At 39.6% G+C, this 18,508-nt stretch carries 16 protein-coding genes; 12 read left to right on the top strand and 4 right to left on the bottom strand.

What is annotated here, in order from left to right:
- Window positions 1-44 precede the first annotated feature (44 nt).
- The 12 genes from AC1M9E_RS14275 to AC1M9E_RS14220 all read left to right on the top strand — a co-directional run bounded on the left by AC1M9E_RS14275 (window position 45) and on the right by AC1M9E_RS14220 (window position 13,844).
- Window positions 45-632 carry a hypothetical protein gene (locus AC1M9E_RS14275; RefSeq protein WP_481607144.1) on the top strand — a complete coding sequence of 196 codons (588 nt, stop codon included), beginning with the start codon at window positions 45-47 and terminating at the stop codon, window positions 630-632.
- Between the two features lie 28 nt (window positions 633-660).
- On the top strand, window positions 661-1,173 hold the full coding sequence (tssB, locus tag AC1M9E_RS14270; RefSeq protein ID WP_092766613.1) for a type VI secretion system contractile sheath small subunit: 513 nt from the start codon (window positions 661-663) through the stop codon (window positions 1,171-1,173).
- On the top strand, window positions 1,166-2,647 hold the full coding sequence (gene tssC, locus AC1M9E_RS14265; RefSeq protein ID WP_092766612.1) for a type VI secretion system contractile sheath large subunit: 1,482 nt from the start codon (window positions 1,166-1,168) through the stop codon (window positions 2,645-2,647). Before tssB ends, tssC begins: the two co-directional genes overlap by 8 nt.
- A gap of 44 nt (window positions 2,648-2,691) precedes the next feature.
- Window positions 2,692-3,195 (top strand): Hcp family type VI secretion system effector, encoded by a 504-nt coding sequence (locus AC1M9E_RS14260; protein ID WP_092766611.1) that lies wholly within the window; start codon window positions 2,692-2,694, stop codon window positions 3,193-3,195.
- Window positions 3,196-3,263: 68 nt separating this feature from the next.
- A complete protein-coding gene (gene tssE, locus AC1M9E_RS14255; protein ID WP_481607146.1) occupies window positions 3,264-3,743 on the top strand; it encodes a type VI secretion system baseplate subunit TssE in 480 nt (159 codons plus the stop codon).
- A 13-nt stretch (window positions 3,744-3,756) separates the two neighbouring features.
- On the top strand, window positions 3,757-5,565 hold the full coding sequence (tssF, locus tag AC1M9E_RS14250) for a type VI secretion system baseplate subunit TssF (protein WP_481607147.1): 1,809 nt from the start codon (window positions 3,757-3,759) through the stop codon (window positions 5,563-5,565).
- Entirely contained in the window at window positions 5,529-6,524 is a 996-nt protein-coding gene (gene tssG, locus AC1M9E_RS14245; RefSeq protein ID WP_481607148.1) for a type VI secretion system baseplate subunit TssG, read from the top strand. The genes tssF and tssG overlap by 37 nt, the downstream gene beginning before the upstream one ends.
- A complete protein-coding gene (locus AC1M9E_RS14240) occupies window positions 6,521-7,927 on the top strand; it encodes a hypothetical protein (RefSeq protein ID WP_481607149.1) in 1,407 nt (468 codons plus the stop codon). The genes tssG and AC1M9E_RS14240 overlap by 4 nt, the downstream gene beginning before the upstream one ends.
- Before the next feature lie 26 nt (window positions 7,928-7,953).
- Complete coding sequence (gene tssM, locus AC1M9E_RS14235; protein WP_481590192.1) at window positions 7,954-11,793, top strand: type VI secretion system membrane subunit TssM; 3,840 nt, start codon at window positions 7,954-7,956, stop codon at window positions 11,791-11,793.
- Window positions 11,794-11,836: 43 nt separating this feature from the next.
- On the top strand, window positions 11,837-12,796 hold the full coding sequence (gene tagF, locus AC1M9E_RS14230; protein WP_092766605.1) for a type VI secretion system-associated protein TagF: 960 nt from the start codon (window positions 11,837-11,839) through the stop codon (window positions 12,794-12,796).
- Window positions 12,796-13,554: an OmpA family protein gene (locus tag AC1M9E_RS14225; RefSeq protein WP_481586948.1), complete on the top strand. Its 759-nt coding sequence runs from the start codon at window positions 12,796-12,798 to the stop codon at window positions 13,552-13,554. The genes tagF and AC1M9E_RS14225 overlap by 1 nt, the downstream gene beginning before the upstream one ends.
- 23 nt (window positions 13,555-13,577) lie before the next feature.
- Window positions 13,578-13,844 carry a PAAR domain-containing protein gene (locus tag AC1M9E_RS14220; RefSeq protein ID WP_092766603.1) on the top strand — a complete coding sequence of 89 codons (267 nt, stop codon included), beginning with the start codon at window positions 13,578-13,580 and terminating at the stop codon, window positions 13,842-13,844.
- Window positions 13,845-13,979: 135 nt separating this feature from the next.
- On the opposite strand, the gene AC1M9E_RS14215 is transcribed toward AC1M9E_RS14220, so the two are convergent.
- From AC1M9E_RS14215 to ileS, 4 genes are all read right to left on the bottom strand, one after another.
- Window positions 13,980-14,522 (bottom strand): NADPH-dependent FMN reductase, encoded by a 543-nt coding sequence (locus AC1M9E_RS14215; protein WP_180029095.1) that lies wholly within the window; start codon window positions 14,520-14,522, stop codon window positions 13,980-13,982.
- Window positions 14,523-14,642: 120 nt separating this feature from the next.
- Window positions 14,643-15,125: an FKBP-type peptidyl-prolyl cis-trans isomerase gene (locus AC1M9E_RS14210; RefSeq protein WP_481586946.1), complete on the bottom strand. Its 483-nt coding sequence runs from the start codon at window positions 15,123-15,125 to the stop codon at window positions 14,643-14,645.
- Entirely contained in the window at window positions 15,118-15,660 is a 543-nt protein-coding gene (gene lspA, locus AC1M9E_RS14205) for a signal peptidase II (protein ID WP_035270556.1), read from the bottom strand. Before lspA ends, AC1M9E_RS14210 begins: the two co-directional genes overlap by 8 nt.
- Window positions 15,653-18,499: an isoleucine--tRNA ligase gene (gene ileS / locus AC1M9E_RS14200; RefSeq protein ID WP_481586945.1), complete on the bottom strand. Its 2,847-nt coding sequence runs from the start codon at window positions 18,497-18,499 to the stop codon at window positions 15,653-15,655. Before ileS ends, lspA begins: the two co-directional genes overlap by 8 nt.
- Window positions 18,500-18,508 lie beyond the last annotated feature (9 nt).

Genomic DNA, 18,508 nt, shown 5'->3' with positions numbered 1-18,508 from the left:
TGAATACTAAAATTCTGCTTACAACTCTGCTAATTGGGTTGGGGATGGCGTCTACAACTTACGCAGATGAAGTAAAACTCAAAAGAGGTTGTGTTAAAGATCATCCATTAGTAGCGGGTGAAACAGACCAGACATTGCTACAAATTTATGCTCAAGCATGTGATAAAAAAAATAAAGACAACAAAAATGGTTTTCTAGCACAAGCAGCTCAGCGTTTTCAACAAATCGGACAAAATCAGAAAGCACTTCAATTGGTGAACATTCTTAATGCACAAAATGTTCAGCACTCATCGTTAACAGATACTAAGTTTTTAGCTGGAATCGGAATCGCGAATGAGGCATTAGAGCAAATGCGTGGACCAGAAGTGCGTTATTTGACTGAAGAGACTTACGAACCTGCGTTGGCACTTTCTGAAGCAGTTAAAAAAGCTAAACCTTTGACTGTAATCGAAACCAAAGTTGAAGAAGCACCTAAGCGTGTTCAAGAGACTCGAACTACTCGACAGCCTGCACGTACGACGCGCCGTGCATCGACTCCAGCAAAAACAACACCCGCTAAAACAACGACACCTGCGAAAGTTGAAAAACCAGCAGCACCAAAACGTGAGAATCCATTTGGCTCGTTGAACTGATCAAATTACAAATTTAGGAAAAAATAATATGGCTAAGCGTGAAAGTGTTCAAAAAAAATTACAACGCATTCGACCACCTCGAGTACAACTGACGTATGACGTAGAAGTAGGTGATGGTAAAGAAATAAAAGAACTTCCTTTTGTTGTTGGTGTATTAGGGGACTTCTCAGCAGCATCTGAACTTGAAAGAACCAAACTGAAAGATAAGAAATTTATTAATGTGGATTTGGATAACATTGATGAAGTAATGAGTTCGCTAGCACCAAGAGCAGCCTTTCAAGTTGAAAACACAATTTCGGAAGAGGGTGGAAATATGTCGGTAGATCTTACTTTTAACTCAATGGAAGATTTCCGACCTGAAAATGTTGTTCAACAAGTTGACCCTTTACGCAAATTGGTTGAAGCGCGTGAACGCCTTTCAGATTTGCGTAATAAAATTTCAAATAGTGAACGTCTAGAAGATCTGCTTGATGAAATTCTTCAAAATACAGATCAAGTACGCAAATTAAGTGCTGAAGCAGGAGGCGACGACCGTGAGTAATTTACAAACCGCACCTGCGACAAGCAATGCTGTTGAAGAAACGAGTCTTCTAGATTCGATTGTTGAACAAAGTCGAATTGCGCGTAACGATGATGAACATGTTCGTGCGAAAAATTTAATTGGGGAATTAGCCAAAGAAGTTATGGCTGGAACAATTACTGTTTCAGAAAACATGACGGTCTCAATAGATAAGCGTATTGCTGAAATTGATGCTTTAATTTCTGCTCAATTAAGCAAAATTATGCATCATGAACAGTTTCAAAAGATTGAGTCGACTTGGCGTGGACTTTACTATTTCTGTCAAGAAACACCTTCAAATCCTTTAATTAAAATCCGCATTTTAAATACCACTAAAAAAGAATTGATTAAGGACTTCCAAGGCGCAACTGACTTTGATCAAAGCACATTGTTCAAAAAAGTGTATGAAGAAGAATATGGTTCTTTTGGTGGTGCACCTTACGCAACTTTGATTGGTGATTTTGAATTCGATCGCACACCGTCAGATATGTATCTTTTAGAACAAATCTCTCATGTTGCCGCTGCCTCTCATGCACCCTTTATTTCAGCAGCAAGCCCTTCAATTCTAGGTCTTGAATCTTTCACTGAAATTGATCGTCCTCGTGATGTATCTAAAATTTTTGAAACTGCAGAATATGTACAGTGGCGCTCATTCCGTGAAAGTGATGATTCTCGCTATGTGGCTTTAACTATGCCACGCGTTCTGGGTCGCCTGCCTTATGACCCTAAAGAGGGTTGGGCAACAGAAGGCTTTAACTTCGTTGAAGAAGTCTCAGGTGAAGATCACGATCAATATCTCTGGATGAATGCAGCATACGGTTTCGGTACACGTTTAACGAATGCATTTGATATGCATGGTTGGTGTGCAGCAATTCGTGGGGTTGAAGGTGGTGGTTTAGTAGAAGGCTTGCCAGTACATACCTTCAAAACCAATGATGGTGAAGTCGTATTTAAGTGTCCGACAGAAGTTGCGATTACGGACCGCCGTGAGAAAGAGTTGAGCGATCTCGGTTTTATTCCATTAGTACACTGCAAAAACACAGACTACGCAGCGTTCTTTGGGGCTCAATCGACCCAAAAGCCTAAGAAATATGATAGCGATACAGCGAATGCAAATTCAGCACTCTCAAGCCAGATTCAATACATCATGGCTGTGTCGCGTATTGCGCATTATTTGAAAGCAATGATGCGAGATAAAGTCGGAAGTTTTGCTTCAGCTGGAAATGTAGAAAGCTTTTTGAATGATTGGTTATCTCAATATGTATTACTAGATGATGGTGCATCACAAGAGGCCAAAGCTAAGCGCCCGCTTCGTGAAGCATCTGTAAAAGTTGTGGAAGACCCGGCGAACCCTGGTCACTACAAATCGGTCGTGTTTTTAAGACCGCACTTCCAGTTGGACGAGTTGTCGGTATCTTTGAGACTTGTCACTGAGTTACCTCAGTCCTCTAATTAAATAGAGCAACTTTATAATAACGTTAAATAAAACAGGAAATCTTCATGAAAGATATATATGTTCAATTTCGAGGAAAATACAAAGTAGACGGCGAATCTCGTGACACTGAGCACAAAGATTGGTTGGAAGTTAATTCTTGGTCTCATAACATCCGTCAGCCTAAATCTGCGACATCTTCAAGTGTTGGTGGTCATACTTCAGAGCGTGTTGAACATTCAGACATGTTATTCGTTAAAGATTTAGATGCGACTAGCCCGAAACTTTGGGAAGCATGTTCTGCTGGTTACACTTTTGATGAAGTACAAATCGATTACTACCGTGCGAATGGTGATAAGCGTATCAAGTACCTTCAAATCAAATTGAAACATGTTCTAGTTTCAAGCGTAACACCATCTGTAAATGCTGAAGGTGTTCCGACTGAAGCATTTGGTTTGAAATATGCTGCTGTTGAATGGACATACAACCAACAAGATATCGATGGTACTCAAAAAGGTGCGATCACGAAGCAATGGTCACTTTCTAACAACACTGCAAGCTACAAAGCTTAAAGTCTTGAAAGTGAGAGGAGTAGGGGCTGACTTAAGTTGGCCTTTATTCATCTTTTAGAGTAGGCAAGATGAAAACAAATTTAGATCATCTTTATCCATTTGGCTTCCGTGCAACTTTATTTGACCGCTTGATTCCAGAATATGAGGATCAGATCAGAGGCTTATCTATGCAAGAGCTACGTGAATCTGTTGCACATGACTTGGAAGATCTACTCAATAGTCGAGTAGCCAAGTTTGATCAAATTGATGACTTCCCTACGGTTAAAGGCTCGATTGCACAGTTTGGCATTATTGATTTTGTTGGATTATCAACAGCCAATCCAATGGATCGAGACAAAATTTGCCAATCTATTCAGCAGTCCATTGCGGCACATGAACCTCGCCTACGACAAATTCAAGTTGAAATGTTGTTAGACAGCGACAATATGGGCGCACTTTGCCTCAGTATTCAAGCATATTTAAATATCCATCCATTGTATGAGCCTGTAGTTTTTGATGCTTTATTGAAACCAACGACACAACAATATGTAATTTCGGCTAGATCTTAAGATTGGGGCTTTTGTGATAGAAGAACTTTTACCGTACTACGAAAAACAATTACAAGAATTTGGTCAACAATCTCGCGAGTTTGCTCAGAAGTATCCTAAAATTGCCCAACGGCTCTCGCTCAACCAAGAACAGATTGATGATCCACACATTGAGCGCTTAATTCAGGCGTTTTCGTTGATTGCTGCTCGAATTGATAAAAAATTAGCAGACAGTTATGACATTTTTACACGTGCTTTATTTGAGGTGATGTTCCCTCAATATCTAAGACATTTTCCAAGTTGTACTGTCGTCAGTTTCGAGGATCAAAATAAAATAAAACAATTAACTGAAGCTCACGTCATTCCGCAGGCAACAACGCTAAAATCACGAAGCTTTAAGGGGGTACAATGTGAATTTAATACCTCTCAAGCTGTACGATTACTTCCCATTCAACTGAATCAAGTTCAATTTAAAACGAACCCAAGTGCTCAAATTCATCTCAATCAAAATGCCACTTTGCAATTAAGTTTTGAAACTTTCAATGAAGCAGGCTTGTGGATTCATCAAGAAAAACTCCCTATTTATTTAGATGCTATTTCAAATTTTCCGCTGCAAGTTTTGGATAGTATTTTCAAAAAAGATACGACTTTTACGGTACGCATTGGAACACAGCTTTATCAAATTTCTAATCCATTTTCCTTAATGGGCTTTGAGGAAGATGAGAGTTTATTGCCTATTGATCAACATACACATCATGCCTATCGCTTGTTGATGGAATATTTTTGTTTTGCAGATAAATTCAGCTTTCTTAATCTTGATTTGTCTTTTTTAAGAAATTTATTAGATCAGCAAACGAGTTTTGATCTCCAAATTCATTTTAAGTTAAACCTAAACGATCAGGCGATTATTCGTAATTATTCAGAGCTGAATGTTGCAAATTTCAAATTATTTAGCACGCCGGCTGTTAATCTTTTTGAAAAAAATGCTGAACCACAAAAAATACATCATCGACAACTTGAATATCCATTGATCACGGATGCGCATCATCCTGAGTTTTATCAGGTCTATTCGATTCAGAAAATGCACATGGTTCGTGAAAAGATTAATCAGGAACAGGTTTATCATCCAGTGTTGCCGTTCTTTGGAATGAGTCATTACCATGATGAAAATGTCCAATTTTTCTATGCATTGAACTCATCACAGCTCAACAATAAGTTTGTTGAAACGGGTTATTCCATTATTTCTAAGCATTTACAGCCGTATGATACAAAGTCTGATTTTATTAGCACCGTATTGCTATGTTCGAATCGGAATTTACCGCATGAAGCATTAAGCCAGTCAAATAATATTTTAAATCTGAATGATAGTAGTTTGGCACGTCGAGCGTTGGTATTGAAGCGTCCGAGTTTACCCTATCAATTTGAGCAAAATCAGAAAGAGCAATGGCGCATTATTTCTCATCTTTCATTAAATACGTTAGCACTGATGAAAGGGGATGCGGTAGCACATTTAAAAGAATTATTAGAGTTATATAACTTACCGGCGAATAAAGAAAATCATCTGTTAATTAATTCGATTAAACAAATTGAATTTAGCCTGACGCATAAGTTGGTTGAAGCAAAACCTTTCCCGCTTTTCGTACGAGGACTCAAAGTTGTTATCCGAATCGATGAACAAATATTCAGAGGTCATAGTCTTTATATTTTCAGTCAATTGCTGAGTCATGTGTTTAACTTAAAAGTGCAGTTAAACAGTTTTGTCGATGTCATAATCGAAGATGCTCAATCACAACAGGAGTTATACCAATGCGTGCAGAACGTTGGTGGCAAGAAGCTTCTGTAATAGACCATTTATTTCAACAGCCGACTGCTTATGAGTTTATTCAGTCGATTCGATTGTTAAGACATGTGCCCTTTGCTCGGCCACATACACCATGGGATCGTGATTTTAAATTTCATCCTTCCTTAGAGCTTAACTTCCCTAAAAAAGAAATTGAATCGCTAGCTTTAGAAGATGAAAAAGTTCAGCTTACAAATTTAATGGTGGGTTTGACTGGCATGCAGGGGGCATTACCCTATAGCTATACCAATAAAGTTAAATCAGCATCACGCAAATTTCGAGTTGAAACAACGCAATTCTTGAGTTTATTTAATCATAAGCTCACTTCACAATTCGTTGATGCGACGGTCAAGTACAATTTACCAGTACGGTATGAGGTCGAGTCTGAAAATCATTATCTGAATATTATCCATGCTTTAAATGGTTATATTAGTCAGCAACATCAACAACAAGAACTTGATGATTATTTTGCTGAATTTGCAGGATTAATGCAGGGGCAAAATAATACAGCACATGCTTTAAAAACCATGATTGCACAGGTATTTAATCAGCATGTGGCAATACAAGAGTTTATCCCTGAAAAATTTAAATTAGAGCTTCAGCAGAGAACATCCTTAGGAGGGGCGACGCCAAGCTTGTTAGGATTGAATACATTTTGTGGAGAGACTATTACCCAAATTGATGGCAAAATTGAAATTCAAATTGGACCGTTGGATCGTAAAACTTACCTAGATTTTCTACCACAACAAAAACTAAGTTTAAAATTAAAAAAACTACTACAAAGCTGGTGTAGCCCAACCTTATTGGTTGATGTTCGTTTAATTTTATCAAAACAAGAAATACAGCCTATTACTTTAAATTCGGAGCATTCTATGGGGCTTAGTCAGGGTGCCTTTTTAGCTCATAATCAACCGCTAGACAATGATGAAACTTGCTACCCATTGCTTGGAGTAGCGTCATGATCAAAATCATTGTTGGAGTGTTCCTTACTGTTTATCTGGTGATTTCTGCGATTGTGGTGCTGTATTGGCGTGACATCAATTTTGATCCTTCTGGCAGTGATCTACTTATCTTTTTTGGATTGTTACCTGTTGCAATCACTGCTTTTTTGGTGATGCCATATATGATTTATCATTGGATAAAAGAGCAAAAAAATAAACAGAATGATCCTCAACTTAGCGATGAGGTCGCAATTGAGGAGCTACAGCCTGAGCCTGTGGAGTGGATCAATTTAAATGTCTATCGCGCTTATGCACTCAATGCTTTGGGTGAAAATCATCTGATTATTGATGCGATTCGGGAATTCAAGAGTCCTGAACTTGATGACAAATTATTGAATGGGTATGGCTTGCCTATTCTGAGTTATCGAATTTCTGATTTAGACGTCGAACAAGATGAAGAGGATGAATATAGCTTCAAACGGCAATACCGCATTCACCAATTGATTCTGACTCAACTCGAACAACAAACAGAAATACTCTGGGAAATTAGTGAGCATTTAAAAAAATCTGCACTTTTCTACGATACTCAAATTAGCCAATCTTATCGTATGCATCCAGCATGGATTGATCCTCAGGCTGAGTATCATGATGGGGAAGAAGATACTCCTTCTGTGCAGCAAGTTTATCGACTGAATAAGCTTAAAATCCACCTGATTCTCGCTGAAGAATTACTGCATGTTTGGGATGAACAAGATTCTGAGCAACTCATTTCAGACTACCTGAGTCAGCTCAATTATATTCCTGAAGTGTTTCACGTGGAACACCACTATTGGGGTGCTGAAACAAGCTATAGTGAATGGATTCATCTTTTACAAAGTATTGAAAAAGATGAGTCGTCTATAAGTCTTGTGTTTATCGTTGATTCCGAAATTGACCAAGATACATTAGATGAAAAGATTTGGATTTCAGAGCAGTATATTCCTGCAGAATATATTTCGAGCTGTTGTTTAGCTTCACCTAAAATTCAAATTGAAAATGTTTTACCTACGAAAACATTAGATATTGCGATAAATGAAAAACAACTGAAACAGAGTTTAGATCGCTATAACATTGATCATCAGTTCAAAGTGGAAAATGAGCAGCCCTTTACAGTTCTGTTGGATGACATTACTCAACTCAAAACACTTAAGAAAATTGAGCAAAATTTTGCCAATACGAATATTGAGCAACATCACTATTTAATGCTTTTTCCAACACTTGGGAATACACAAAGCTTAGCTAAAATTTTTGGCTTTACTCTCGCTTTTCAGTTTGATGATGCCTTGATGACAATGGTGTATACAACTCAAAACCCAGATGTTCAGACATTTATTCAAACTTATCAATCAGAATCAGACATAAATCCTGAGCAGCAAAACGTTTAAAAATTTACGAAAAAAATGAGAATACAATGCACACGATATTAGGCTATGTATGGCAGTACGTTTCAAACCCAAAGGCAATCATTGCATTGTCATTGTTTGTTGCCTTAGTGTCTGCCTATCACACGATACCTAGACAGTATTTCTGGCCGCTTGCGGTGGCTTATGTACTGGGTCTAATCGGTTATGGAATCTATTGGTTCATTCAACGCAAACGCCATGAGAAGCAAGGGGAAGAATTGGCGGAAGCAATCGAAAAAGATACCCAAGCTGAGTATGGTAAGCAGAAGGATAAAGATGAACTACAATTGGTTCATCAACAGATGAAGGATTCAATTCAGCTCATTCGTAAGTCAAAGCTGGGTGATAAAAAAGGGAATGCAGCGCTATATGAGTTGCCTTGGTATATGGTCATTGGTAACCCTGCTGCCGGTAAGAGTTCTGCCATTTATAACTCGGGCTTAAAGTTCCCATTCGAAGAAACGCATAAAAATGCAGTGTCTTCAGGTTTGAGTGGAACACGTAATTGCGACTGGTTTTTCTCAACAGAAGGGGTGTTGTTGGATACTGCTGGTCGTTACTCAGTCTATGCAGAAGATCACTCTGAGTGGATTGGTTTTTTGAACTTGCTCAAAAAAAATAGATCTAAAGCGCCGATTAATGGACTGATTGTCACCGTCAGTATTGCCGAGTTAGTTAGCCAAAGTCCTGAAAAATCTTTGAAACTCGCTAAAAACTTGAGAGCACGTATACAAGATTTGACGGAACGTTTAGAAATCTTTGCACCTGTGTATTTGGTGTTTTCTAAAATGGATTTGATCGCAGGATTCACTGAGTTTTTTGATTGTTATGATCAGGATGAATTTGACCAAGTTTGGGGAGCAACGCTGCCTTATAATCCAGATTCATCTGAAAATGCTGTTGATCTATTCGAGCATCATTACAATATTTTGTATGATGGATTGAAAAGCGTAAGTACGACTCATTTAAGTCGCCGTCATGCACAGAATATCTCACCAAGTGTGATGACTTTTCCGCTTGAGTTTAAGACTTTAAAACCAGCACTCAAAACTTTTATAGGAACACTATTTGAGGAAAATCCGTATCAGTTCAAACCTGTATTCCGTGGTTTTTACTTCACCAGTGCCTTACAAGAAGGAACGATCGAGAGTCCAATGACGGAGCAAATTGCTCAAGAATTTAGACTTCAGAAAATTCCGAACAGCGAACATGGTATTCCACAAAATTCTGTATCACAGAATCATGGGTATTTCTTAAAGGGATTATTTTCAGATGTCATTCTGAAAGATAAAAACTTGGTGAAGCAACATATTAACCCGGCGAAAAAGCGCCAACGTTATTTGAGTTTTATTGCAGCTTTACTTGGGGTATCTGTAATTTTAGGCCTGTGGGTGTGGTCTTACCGTAACAATCAACAGTTGATCGCAGATGTTCAAGCTGATCTGAATAAAGTGATGCAAATGGAGCAGGCATCAGGTCAGCATTTGGCGACACAGCTCGACTCGTTACTAATTTTACAACAGCGTTTAGAACAGTTAGATCAATTTGAAGAAGATCGTCCATTAAAGTTTGGCTTTGGTTTGTATCAAGGCAATGATCTGCGGGAAAAACTTAAAACCGAATATTTAAATGGTGTGCGACAAATTGTTTTAGAACCATCTCAACAAAATATTGGTCAGTTCTTGCAACGTGTAAAAAATAATGAAGCGACACTAAAAGAAAATCACGTTAATGTTGAAATTCAGCAAGTATCGGCTAAACCTGCACAAAATGCTTTGGAACCTTCTGATTCGAATCCCCAAGATGCTTACAACGCATTGAAAGCTTATTTGATGATGAGCAATTCAAAATATATGGAAGCAAGTCATCTGAGTGATCAGGTTACGCGCTTTTGGCGTTCATGGTTAGATGCCAATCGTGGACAAATGCCACGTGGTGAAATGATCCAAAAAGCGGAGCAGGTGCTGACCTATACCATGACATTGGCGAATGATCCAAAATTCCCACAGTTGTCAGCGGATGCGCAATTGGTTGATCAAAGCCGACAAGTATTGTTGGCGGTGATGAAGGGGATGCCAGCACGTGATCGAGTTTATAATGAGATCAAAATGCGTGCTGCTGTACGATATCCAGCAGTGACAGCAGCTCAAATTGTAGGTGAGAACAATCGTAGTGCCGTATTAGGTTCTTATGCTCTTCCTGGGGTATTTACATATAAGGCATGGAACGAATATATCGATCAAGCCATTGATGAAGCTGCGAATAGTCCGACAGACAGTCGTGACTGGGTGTTGAACAGCAATCAATCAGATGACCTCACCTTTAGTGGTAGTCCAGATCAAATTCGTAAGCAGCTGACTGAACTCTATAAGAAAGAATATATCGCAGAGTGGCGTAAATTCTTGAATGGAATTTATTATGCAAAACAACCTGATTTTGCCCAGCAACATAAAACAATAGATTTATTGGGTGAGCCTCAAAACTCCCCGATACGTTTGCTCATTGAGCATACAGCGAAAGAAACCAATTGGGATAACCCTGTGGTTCAAGCGGAATTGGCTGCTCCACAAACAGGATTTATCGCTTGGTTTAAACGTAAGGTTCTTCGTCAAGATAATACCAATGAAATTCAACGTGCAGCTGAGCGCGCCCAAGGTGCTATCTCAAAAGAATTTAACGTTTTTTATCAGTTGGTTCGTAAACGTGATGATCAGCAAAATAAATCATTACTTGATGAGTATTTAGAAAATCTCGCACAGGTACGCAGTAAGTTTAATGATCTCCGAAATGCAGGGGATATTGGCCCAAATGCGATGGCTTTGGTAAAACAAACCATCAATGAACAAACCTCAGTATTTAATACTACGCAAAAACTTGTCGATGAAAAACTGACGGTCGGTCTGAATGATATTGACAATAAGCTCATTCAAAAGCTTTTGGTGAGTCCACTGACACAATCCTTTGCAAGCTTAATCACGCCAGCACAAGATGAGATTAATAAATTATGGGTGATGCAAGCTTATCAACCGTTTAATCAGACTCTGAGCCAAAAGGTTCCATTCAATACCTCGGCTTCAATCCAAGCGACGAGTAGTGAAATCGGTCAAATCTTCGGTGAGGGCGGTAGTATTGCCAATTTTGTTAAAGAAACGCTCGATCCATTTGTGATTCGTCGTGGCTACACACTGACTTCTAAAACGTGGAAAGACCAAGGCATTATCTTGAATCCACAATTTGTGATGAGTTTCCAACGCTATGTTTCACCACTTAACGGTGTAGCTACAGGTACTTTGTCACAAGGTTCTGCGCCTGCTGCGACCAATCAGTCCAACTTCCAATTCTATCCATTGTCTAATCCACAGTTGCTGTCTTATACGATTGATATTGATGGTCAACGTATGGTCTTTGAAAATGGTATCCAACAGTGGGTGAACTTTGTTTGGCCGAATACTGGTGCTATTCCTGGAGCACGTATTACTGCAGTCGATCTCGAAGGGAAAACGCATACGATTTTTGATGCACCAGGTGAATACGGGATCAATCGTTTGATCGACTCTTCGCAACGTCGTGATCAAAATGGTGTCATCGAAATGACTTGGGCAAGTGCTCAACAACCATCATTAGCGGTAAAAGTAAACTTTCGTTTGATCAGTGGGAATTCAGGTCAAGGTGGAACAGGCGTTGGTTCTAATCGTGATTTAAACGGTTTGCAATTGGTTGATAAGGTGACGACCAACAAGGCGACAGCACGTGTGGTATCTGCTCAAAAGGCACCAACACCAGCACCTCAAGCTGAGAATTCAACGAATACGGCATTGCAAAATGCAACACAAGGAGCACAGCCATGATGTATGGAGTACAACTTAAGATGGATCATCAGTAGGAGGCGATATGTACAGTGTGAAAACAACGCCTTTGTACTATGGTAAGAGTCCTGCTCGTGGCGATTTTCTGAAAACCAAAGGACAGTATTCTCTGATTCAAGTGATTGATCAGTGGATTACTGAAGCGCTTGAAATGGCAATGAGAAATCCAAACTTCGATCAAAATTATCAAAGTTTGGCATCATTAGATTTCTTTATTGCCAATCCGCGTGAAAATATGTTCTTGGTTGCAAACTTAGTGACCAGCCAAGACAGCTCAGGTCGTCAGTTTCCTATGGTGTTGAGTCACTTATTGGAAGTGGATGCACCCTACCAAAATTTGCTCTATGCACCTTATAGCTATAAGCCAGTTTTGATTGACTTATTTCAAAGAAACCGAGTGATTCGTCAAATTCGAGATGCTGATGATTTAATCGAAAAACTGGCTCAGCTCAAAAAAGAAATTCAAGTTCTTGATGTAACTGAATCAACCGCTTTTTTTGAAAATCACACCATGCATTCGTTTGCACAAATGATGAAAATATCGGTCTATGAGCTTGCACAAAGCATGATTGGACTAGGTCTTTTACTCCAACCTGTATTAAAAAATGGAACGAGTAAACTGAATAAGGTGTTAATTTTACCGATTCACAACCCTAGTTTTTGTTATGAAATCGCAGCATTCTGGGTTAGTTTAATCGCAAGATTTTTGCCAAAACATAATACCGAAGTGTTAATTGGTATTCTTCATTCAGAACGTCCAGTTTTATTATTTGGCTTTCAGGGCGCAGATATTGAAGCATTAAGTGATATTTTCAATCAAAACTTAAGCTCTGAACATTGGGTTTCATTGGTACAAGCACAGTGGATTGATCGCTATTTGGAGCAAAATGCAGGTCTTGCTGCACTCGAGCAATCTTTGTGCGAACGACAGTTAAGTTTAAATCAAGGAATGAAATTATTCCGACAGACTTTTATAGAAGAATAATGATGAAGAAAACCTTATTAAAGATTTCACTGCTTAGTTCGATATTGAGTTTAAGTGTTATATCGTTTGCGAAAGAAATTATCGTTGAGGGAGTTGTTCCTAACGAGATGAGCAAACAGGCCATATTGAGTAAAATGAAAGTGGTCTATAGCCAAGACCAAATTATCGATAAAATTCAGGTTCGTCCTGTCACTGCACCCAATGGATGGAGTGATTCTGTAACCCAAGTCATCACACCTGATCTTAAAAAAGTTTCTCAAGGAAAATTGAGTGTAAGAGGAACACAAGTTGAGCTCACAGGTAAAGTCCTCAATCAAAATGATATCGTACCGACTCAAAATACATTTCAAAATTTAGTTGTGGCACCTTATCGCTTTAATGCACAGTTATCTGTGAATCATGCAGAACAAGCTATCATTGATAATGCTTTAAAAAATCGAATTATTGAATTTGCTTCTGGAAGTGCCACACTTTTACCAGCAGGCACACAAATTTTAGACGAAATGGTGGTTGCGCTAAACAAAGTTCAAGGCAAAAATGTCAAAATTATCGGACATACTGACAGTCAAGGTAATCCACAGAAAAACAAAGAATTGAGCTTGCAACGTGCGGATGCAGTAAAACAATATTTGATTGCGAAGAATATTTCACCTTCACGATTAAGTACAGCGGGTATGGGTGCTGATGAACCTGTTGCAGACAATGCAACGGAAGAGGGTCGTAAGAAAAATCGACGAATCGAGTTTGAAGTTCAATAAAATATTATAAAAGGAATAAGTGTATGGCTTTCCCTTATATTACGATTGGCTCTCCAACCACAGGTGGTGGGCAGGTTATTTCAGCAAATAGTTCTTTCTTAATCGAAGGTAAGCCAGTTGCTTGTGTAGGGGATAAGGCCACCTGTCCTAAACATAAAACGGTGACGACAATTGTTGCGGGTGACAGCAAAATGGTTATTATGGGAAAACCCGCCGCACAGCATAATTCACCTTTAGCATGTGGATGCAAATGTATAGGGAATCAAAGTTTAACGGTTGGACAAAATTAGTTAATTCATTGCGATCTGTATCTAAAAAGAACCCTCTAATTTTAGAGGGTTCACTTTTTCAACTATAATTTTATCTCGATCAAATTGTCTTCGGTATTTATAATCGCGCACCTATTGATGATCAGAAGATGATTTTTACGCACTTACATATTGCACAATTTTATCAAACGCAGATTTAAGCGCTTTGTCATCGAATTCATTGCCTTCGAATGTTTCATTGCGATTGCGTGCAAAAATATCGCGAATCTCAACCACGGCATTTGAGTCGACTAAACCTAATTGCGTAGCAACTTGACGGATTTGATCGATAGAGCGAGAGCCATTACTACCGCCATAACTGACATAAGCAGCAGGTTTTCCATTCCACTCTTTACCTAAATAGTCAAGTGCATTTTTAAGTGCAGGGCTGTAACCATGATTATACTCAGGACTAATAAATATAAATGCATCACCTTTCGCGATTTGAGCAGCCCATTCTTGTTGCTTAGGTTGATCATATATACCCGTTAGTGGTGGATTTGCTCCAGCGAAAAACGGTAAATCCCATTCTTTTAAGTCCACAATTTCTGTCTGAATCGTGCTGTAGTTATATGATGAAATCGTGTTTTGAACCCAATTTGCAACTTTAATGGCTGTGCGGCCTTCTCGAACGCTTCCCACAATAATTTGAATATTCACCAAATTAATCCTTCTAACTGTTATCACACTGACTTTAAAATGTTTTTTTTAAAAAAGGTAGATCGAAAATGTATCTAAAAAAAAGCGCCATAAGGCGCTTTTTTATGTACGAATCAGGCATTACATAATTTTGATGCCTTGCTGACCTGCTGGTGTTACTTTGAAAATTTCAACTTCAAAAGTAATATCTTTACCAGCAAGCGGATGGTTAAAGTCGACCTCAGTGATATCATCACCAACCGATTTAACCACACCATATAATGACTGCTTTGCTTTATCTTCAAACTCAATCATTTGACCTTCAGCAGGACGTTGCTCAAATTTAATAGTATCAAATTTTTGCACGTTCTCTTGGTTCCAAGGGCCAAAAGCATCTTCAGCAGGTAAACTTACTGTACGACGGTCCCCCGCACGTAAGCCAAATAAAGCTTTTTCAAAACCAGGCAATAAGCTGCCATCACCTATCACAAGGCTTACAGGTTCTTCGCGACTACGTGTATTATCAATTTCAACACCATTTTCAATGGCTACTGAAAAGTGTAAATGTACTTTTGAACCCGCTTCAATGCGAGTATCTTCATTTGGATTAATAAAATCAGTCATTTTGCGCTTCCGCACGTTGAATACGATGTTTCTCTAAGAAAAAAGTATCGATAAGCATTAAGATGGTACCTAAAGTAATGGCACTATCTGCAAGGTTAAAAGCAGGGAAGTGACTATTGTTGTAGTAGACATGAATAAAATCAACAACATAGCCTAAACTTACTCGATCAATAAGATTACCAATCGCCCCACCTAAGATGAGTGCGATTGCTAAAGGCAATACTTTCATGTTTTTTGGCATACGCATAATCCAAAACACAAAAATAACCGAGACAATTCCTGCAAGCGATGTAAAGAAATAACGTTGCCATCCACCGGCATCGGACAAGAAACTAAAGGCAGCGCCGTAGTTATGTAGTAATGTCCAATTTAAAAAAGGTAAAACAGGTACAGGGTCTGCATAAGTCAGATGTGTACTTGCTATCCATTTCGTCCATTGATCCAAAATAATGGCAACAATAGACAATCCTATCCACCACAAATTGTGAGGATAGAATTGGAATAAACCTTTTTTATTATTTTGTGGATTAGGCATATTTTCTCTCTTCGCCTTGACCTGTAGGGAGGTTAATAATACAACGACCACATAGTCCTGGATGTGATGGATGTGTATTCACATCAGGCAGAACATGCCAGCAACGAACGCATTTTTCGCCGTCAGCCGCTGAAACTTTCACGTTCAAGCCTTCAAGATCAGATGCTTCACCTTGTGCTGTATCAAAGGTATTCACAATCACTTGAGACGTAATCAGTACGAAACGAAGTTCGTCACCTAATTTGTCGAGCACAGATTTAAGCTCATCATTTGCCCAAAGCTCAACCTTCGCAGACAAGTTTGAACCTACAGTTTTCGCACCACGTGCTGCTTCGATAAACTTATTCACTGCTGATTTCACATTGATCAATGTTTGCCATTCAGTTTCTGATACGACATTGGCACTTGATGCAGTCGGAATATCATACCATTCAGCAGTGAAGACATATTTCTCAGTTTGACCGGGAATCAATGGCCAAGCTTCTTGTGCGGTGAACGTTAAAATAGGTGCCATCCAACGTACAAATGCTTGAACCAAATGGTACAACGCAGTTTGTGCAGAACGACGTGCTTGAGAATCTGCTTTGGTGGTGTACTGACGGTCTTTGATAATGTCTAGGTAGAAACCACCTAAATCGTTGATACAGAAATTCGTTAGCGCACTTGTCACGATATGGAAGTTCATATCTTCGTACGCTTTCTTAATGATTTCTTGAACTTCTGAAGCACGTTGCAAGATGTATTGATCAAGTGCAATCAAATCATCAATCGCTAAGCAATCAGTCGCAGGTTGGAAACCATTTAAGTTTGCTAGCAAGAAACGCAATGTGTTACGAATACGACGGTAACCGTCTGAGGCACGGTTAAAGATTTCTTTACCTGCGGTCATTTCATAACGGTAATCTGCAGATGCAATCCAGAAACGAAGGCCATCAGCACCCATATCTTTAATGATGTCTTGCGGTGTGATGACGTTACCGATCGATTTCGACATCTTACGGCCTTTCTCATCGACCACGAAGCCGTGTGTCAACAAGCCTTTATACGGTGCGCGTTCGTTGATTGCCATTGAAGTCAACAATGAAGATTGGAACCAACCACGGTGTTGGTCTGAACCTTCAAGGTACAAATCAGCAGGGTCTTGTAGCTCTTCACGTTCACGAAGAACTGCAAAGTGTGTTGTACCTGAATCGAACCATACGTCTAAAGTATCTCGAACAGCGTTATAGCAATCTGCATCATCACCGATGAATTCGCGTGCATCACGGTTATACCAACCATCAATACCTTCTTGCTCGATTAACTTCGCAACTTCTTCAATCAATTCAGGTGTACGAGGGTGTAACTCGTTAGTATCTTTATGAACGAAGAATGGAATTGGCACACCCCAAGTACGTTGGCGAGAGATACACCAATCTGGGCGACCTTCGATCATCGCTTGAATACGGTTTTTACCCCAATCTGGTACGAACTCAATATCATTTTCAATCGCGTTCAATGCACCTTGGCGTAGACCTTTGGCATCCATGCTGATGAACCATTGTGGTGTTGCACGGAAGATAATCGGTGTTTTATGGCGCCAACAATGTGGGTAGCTATGTTTAATCACAACATGTGCCCAAAGTTTGCCTGCTTCAGTCAATGCTGCAATAATTTTTGGATTGGCTTTGTAGATGTGCTCGCCTGCAAACAGTGGCGATGTTGGAAGATACACACCATTACCGCCAACAGGGTTTTCAACTTTCAAGTTGTACTGTAAGCCAACTTTATAGTCGTCCACACCATGACCCGGTGCAGTATGTACAGCACCTGTACCGCTACCGTCAGTCACGTGTTCGCCTAGAATCACAGGAACTTGGCGTTCAGCGATCAATGGGTGTTGCAGCACAAGGTTCTCAAGTTTAGAACCTGTGAATTCAGCAATGACTTCAAATGCAGTAAAACCATAACGCTGAGTAGCTGATTCAACCAATGATTTCGCAAGAATGAAGTTTTGAGGTACTTTGTCTTCACCTGTTGCTTTAACAAGTTGATACTCAAGCTCAGCATGTAAAGCGACTGCTTGGTTAGCAGGCATGGTCCAAGGCGTTGTGGTCCAGATCACGATGTCGGTACGATCAGCAATGTCTACACCCAAACGTGCAGAAAGGTCAGCTAAATCAACAACGCTGAAACCCACATCAATTGCGTCTGATTTTTTATCTTCGTATTCAACTTCAGCTTCAGCCAATGATGAACCACAGTCTAAACACCAGTTGACGGGTTTAAGACCTGGTTCGATATGACCTGCTTTGGCAATAGCACCCAATGAACGTACGATGTCGGCTTCTTGTTTGAAGTTCATCGTTAAGTACGGATTGTCCCAATCACCAAACACGCCCATACGCACGAAGTCTTTCTTTTGCAGTTCAACTTGTGTGTAAGCATATTCACGGCAGGCTTTACGGAATGTAGAAGCATCCACTTTTACGCCGACTTTACCGACTTTTTCTTCAACTTTAAGTTCAATTGGAAGACCGTGACAGTCCCAACCCGGTACGTATGGTGCATCAAAACCATCCATCACTCGGCTTTTAATGATGATGTCTTTCAGGACTTTGTTAACCGCATGACCTAAGTGAATTTGACCATTCGCATATGGAGGGCCGTCATGGAGCACATATTTTTTCTTGCCAATACGCGACGCACGAATCTGCTGATAAATGTTGTCGGCATACCACTCTTCTAACCATTTCGCTTCACGTACTGCGAGATTTGCTTTCATCGCAAAGTCAGTACCTGGGAGGTTTAGCGTGGCTTTATAGTCCACTGCATTTTCAGGAGTTTGCTTATCGCTCATGCAAGTTGT

Source organism: Acinetobacter sp. 24-47-47, from assembly GCF_057737035.1.
This window is presented reverse-complemented; position numbering and strand designations above follow the sequence as displayed.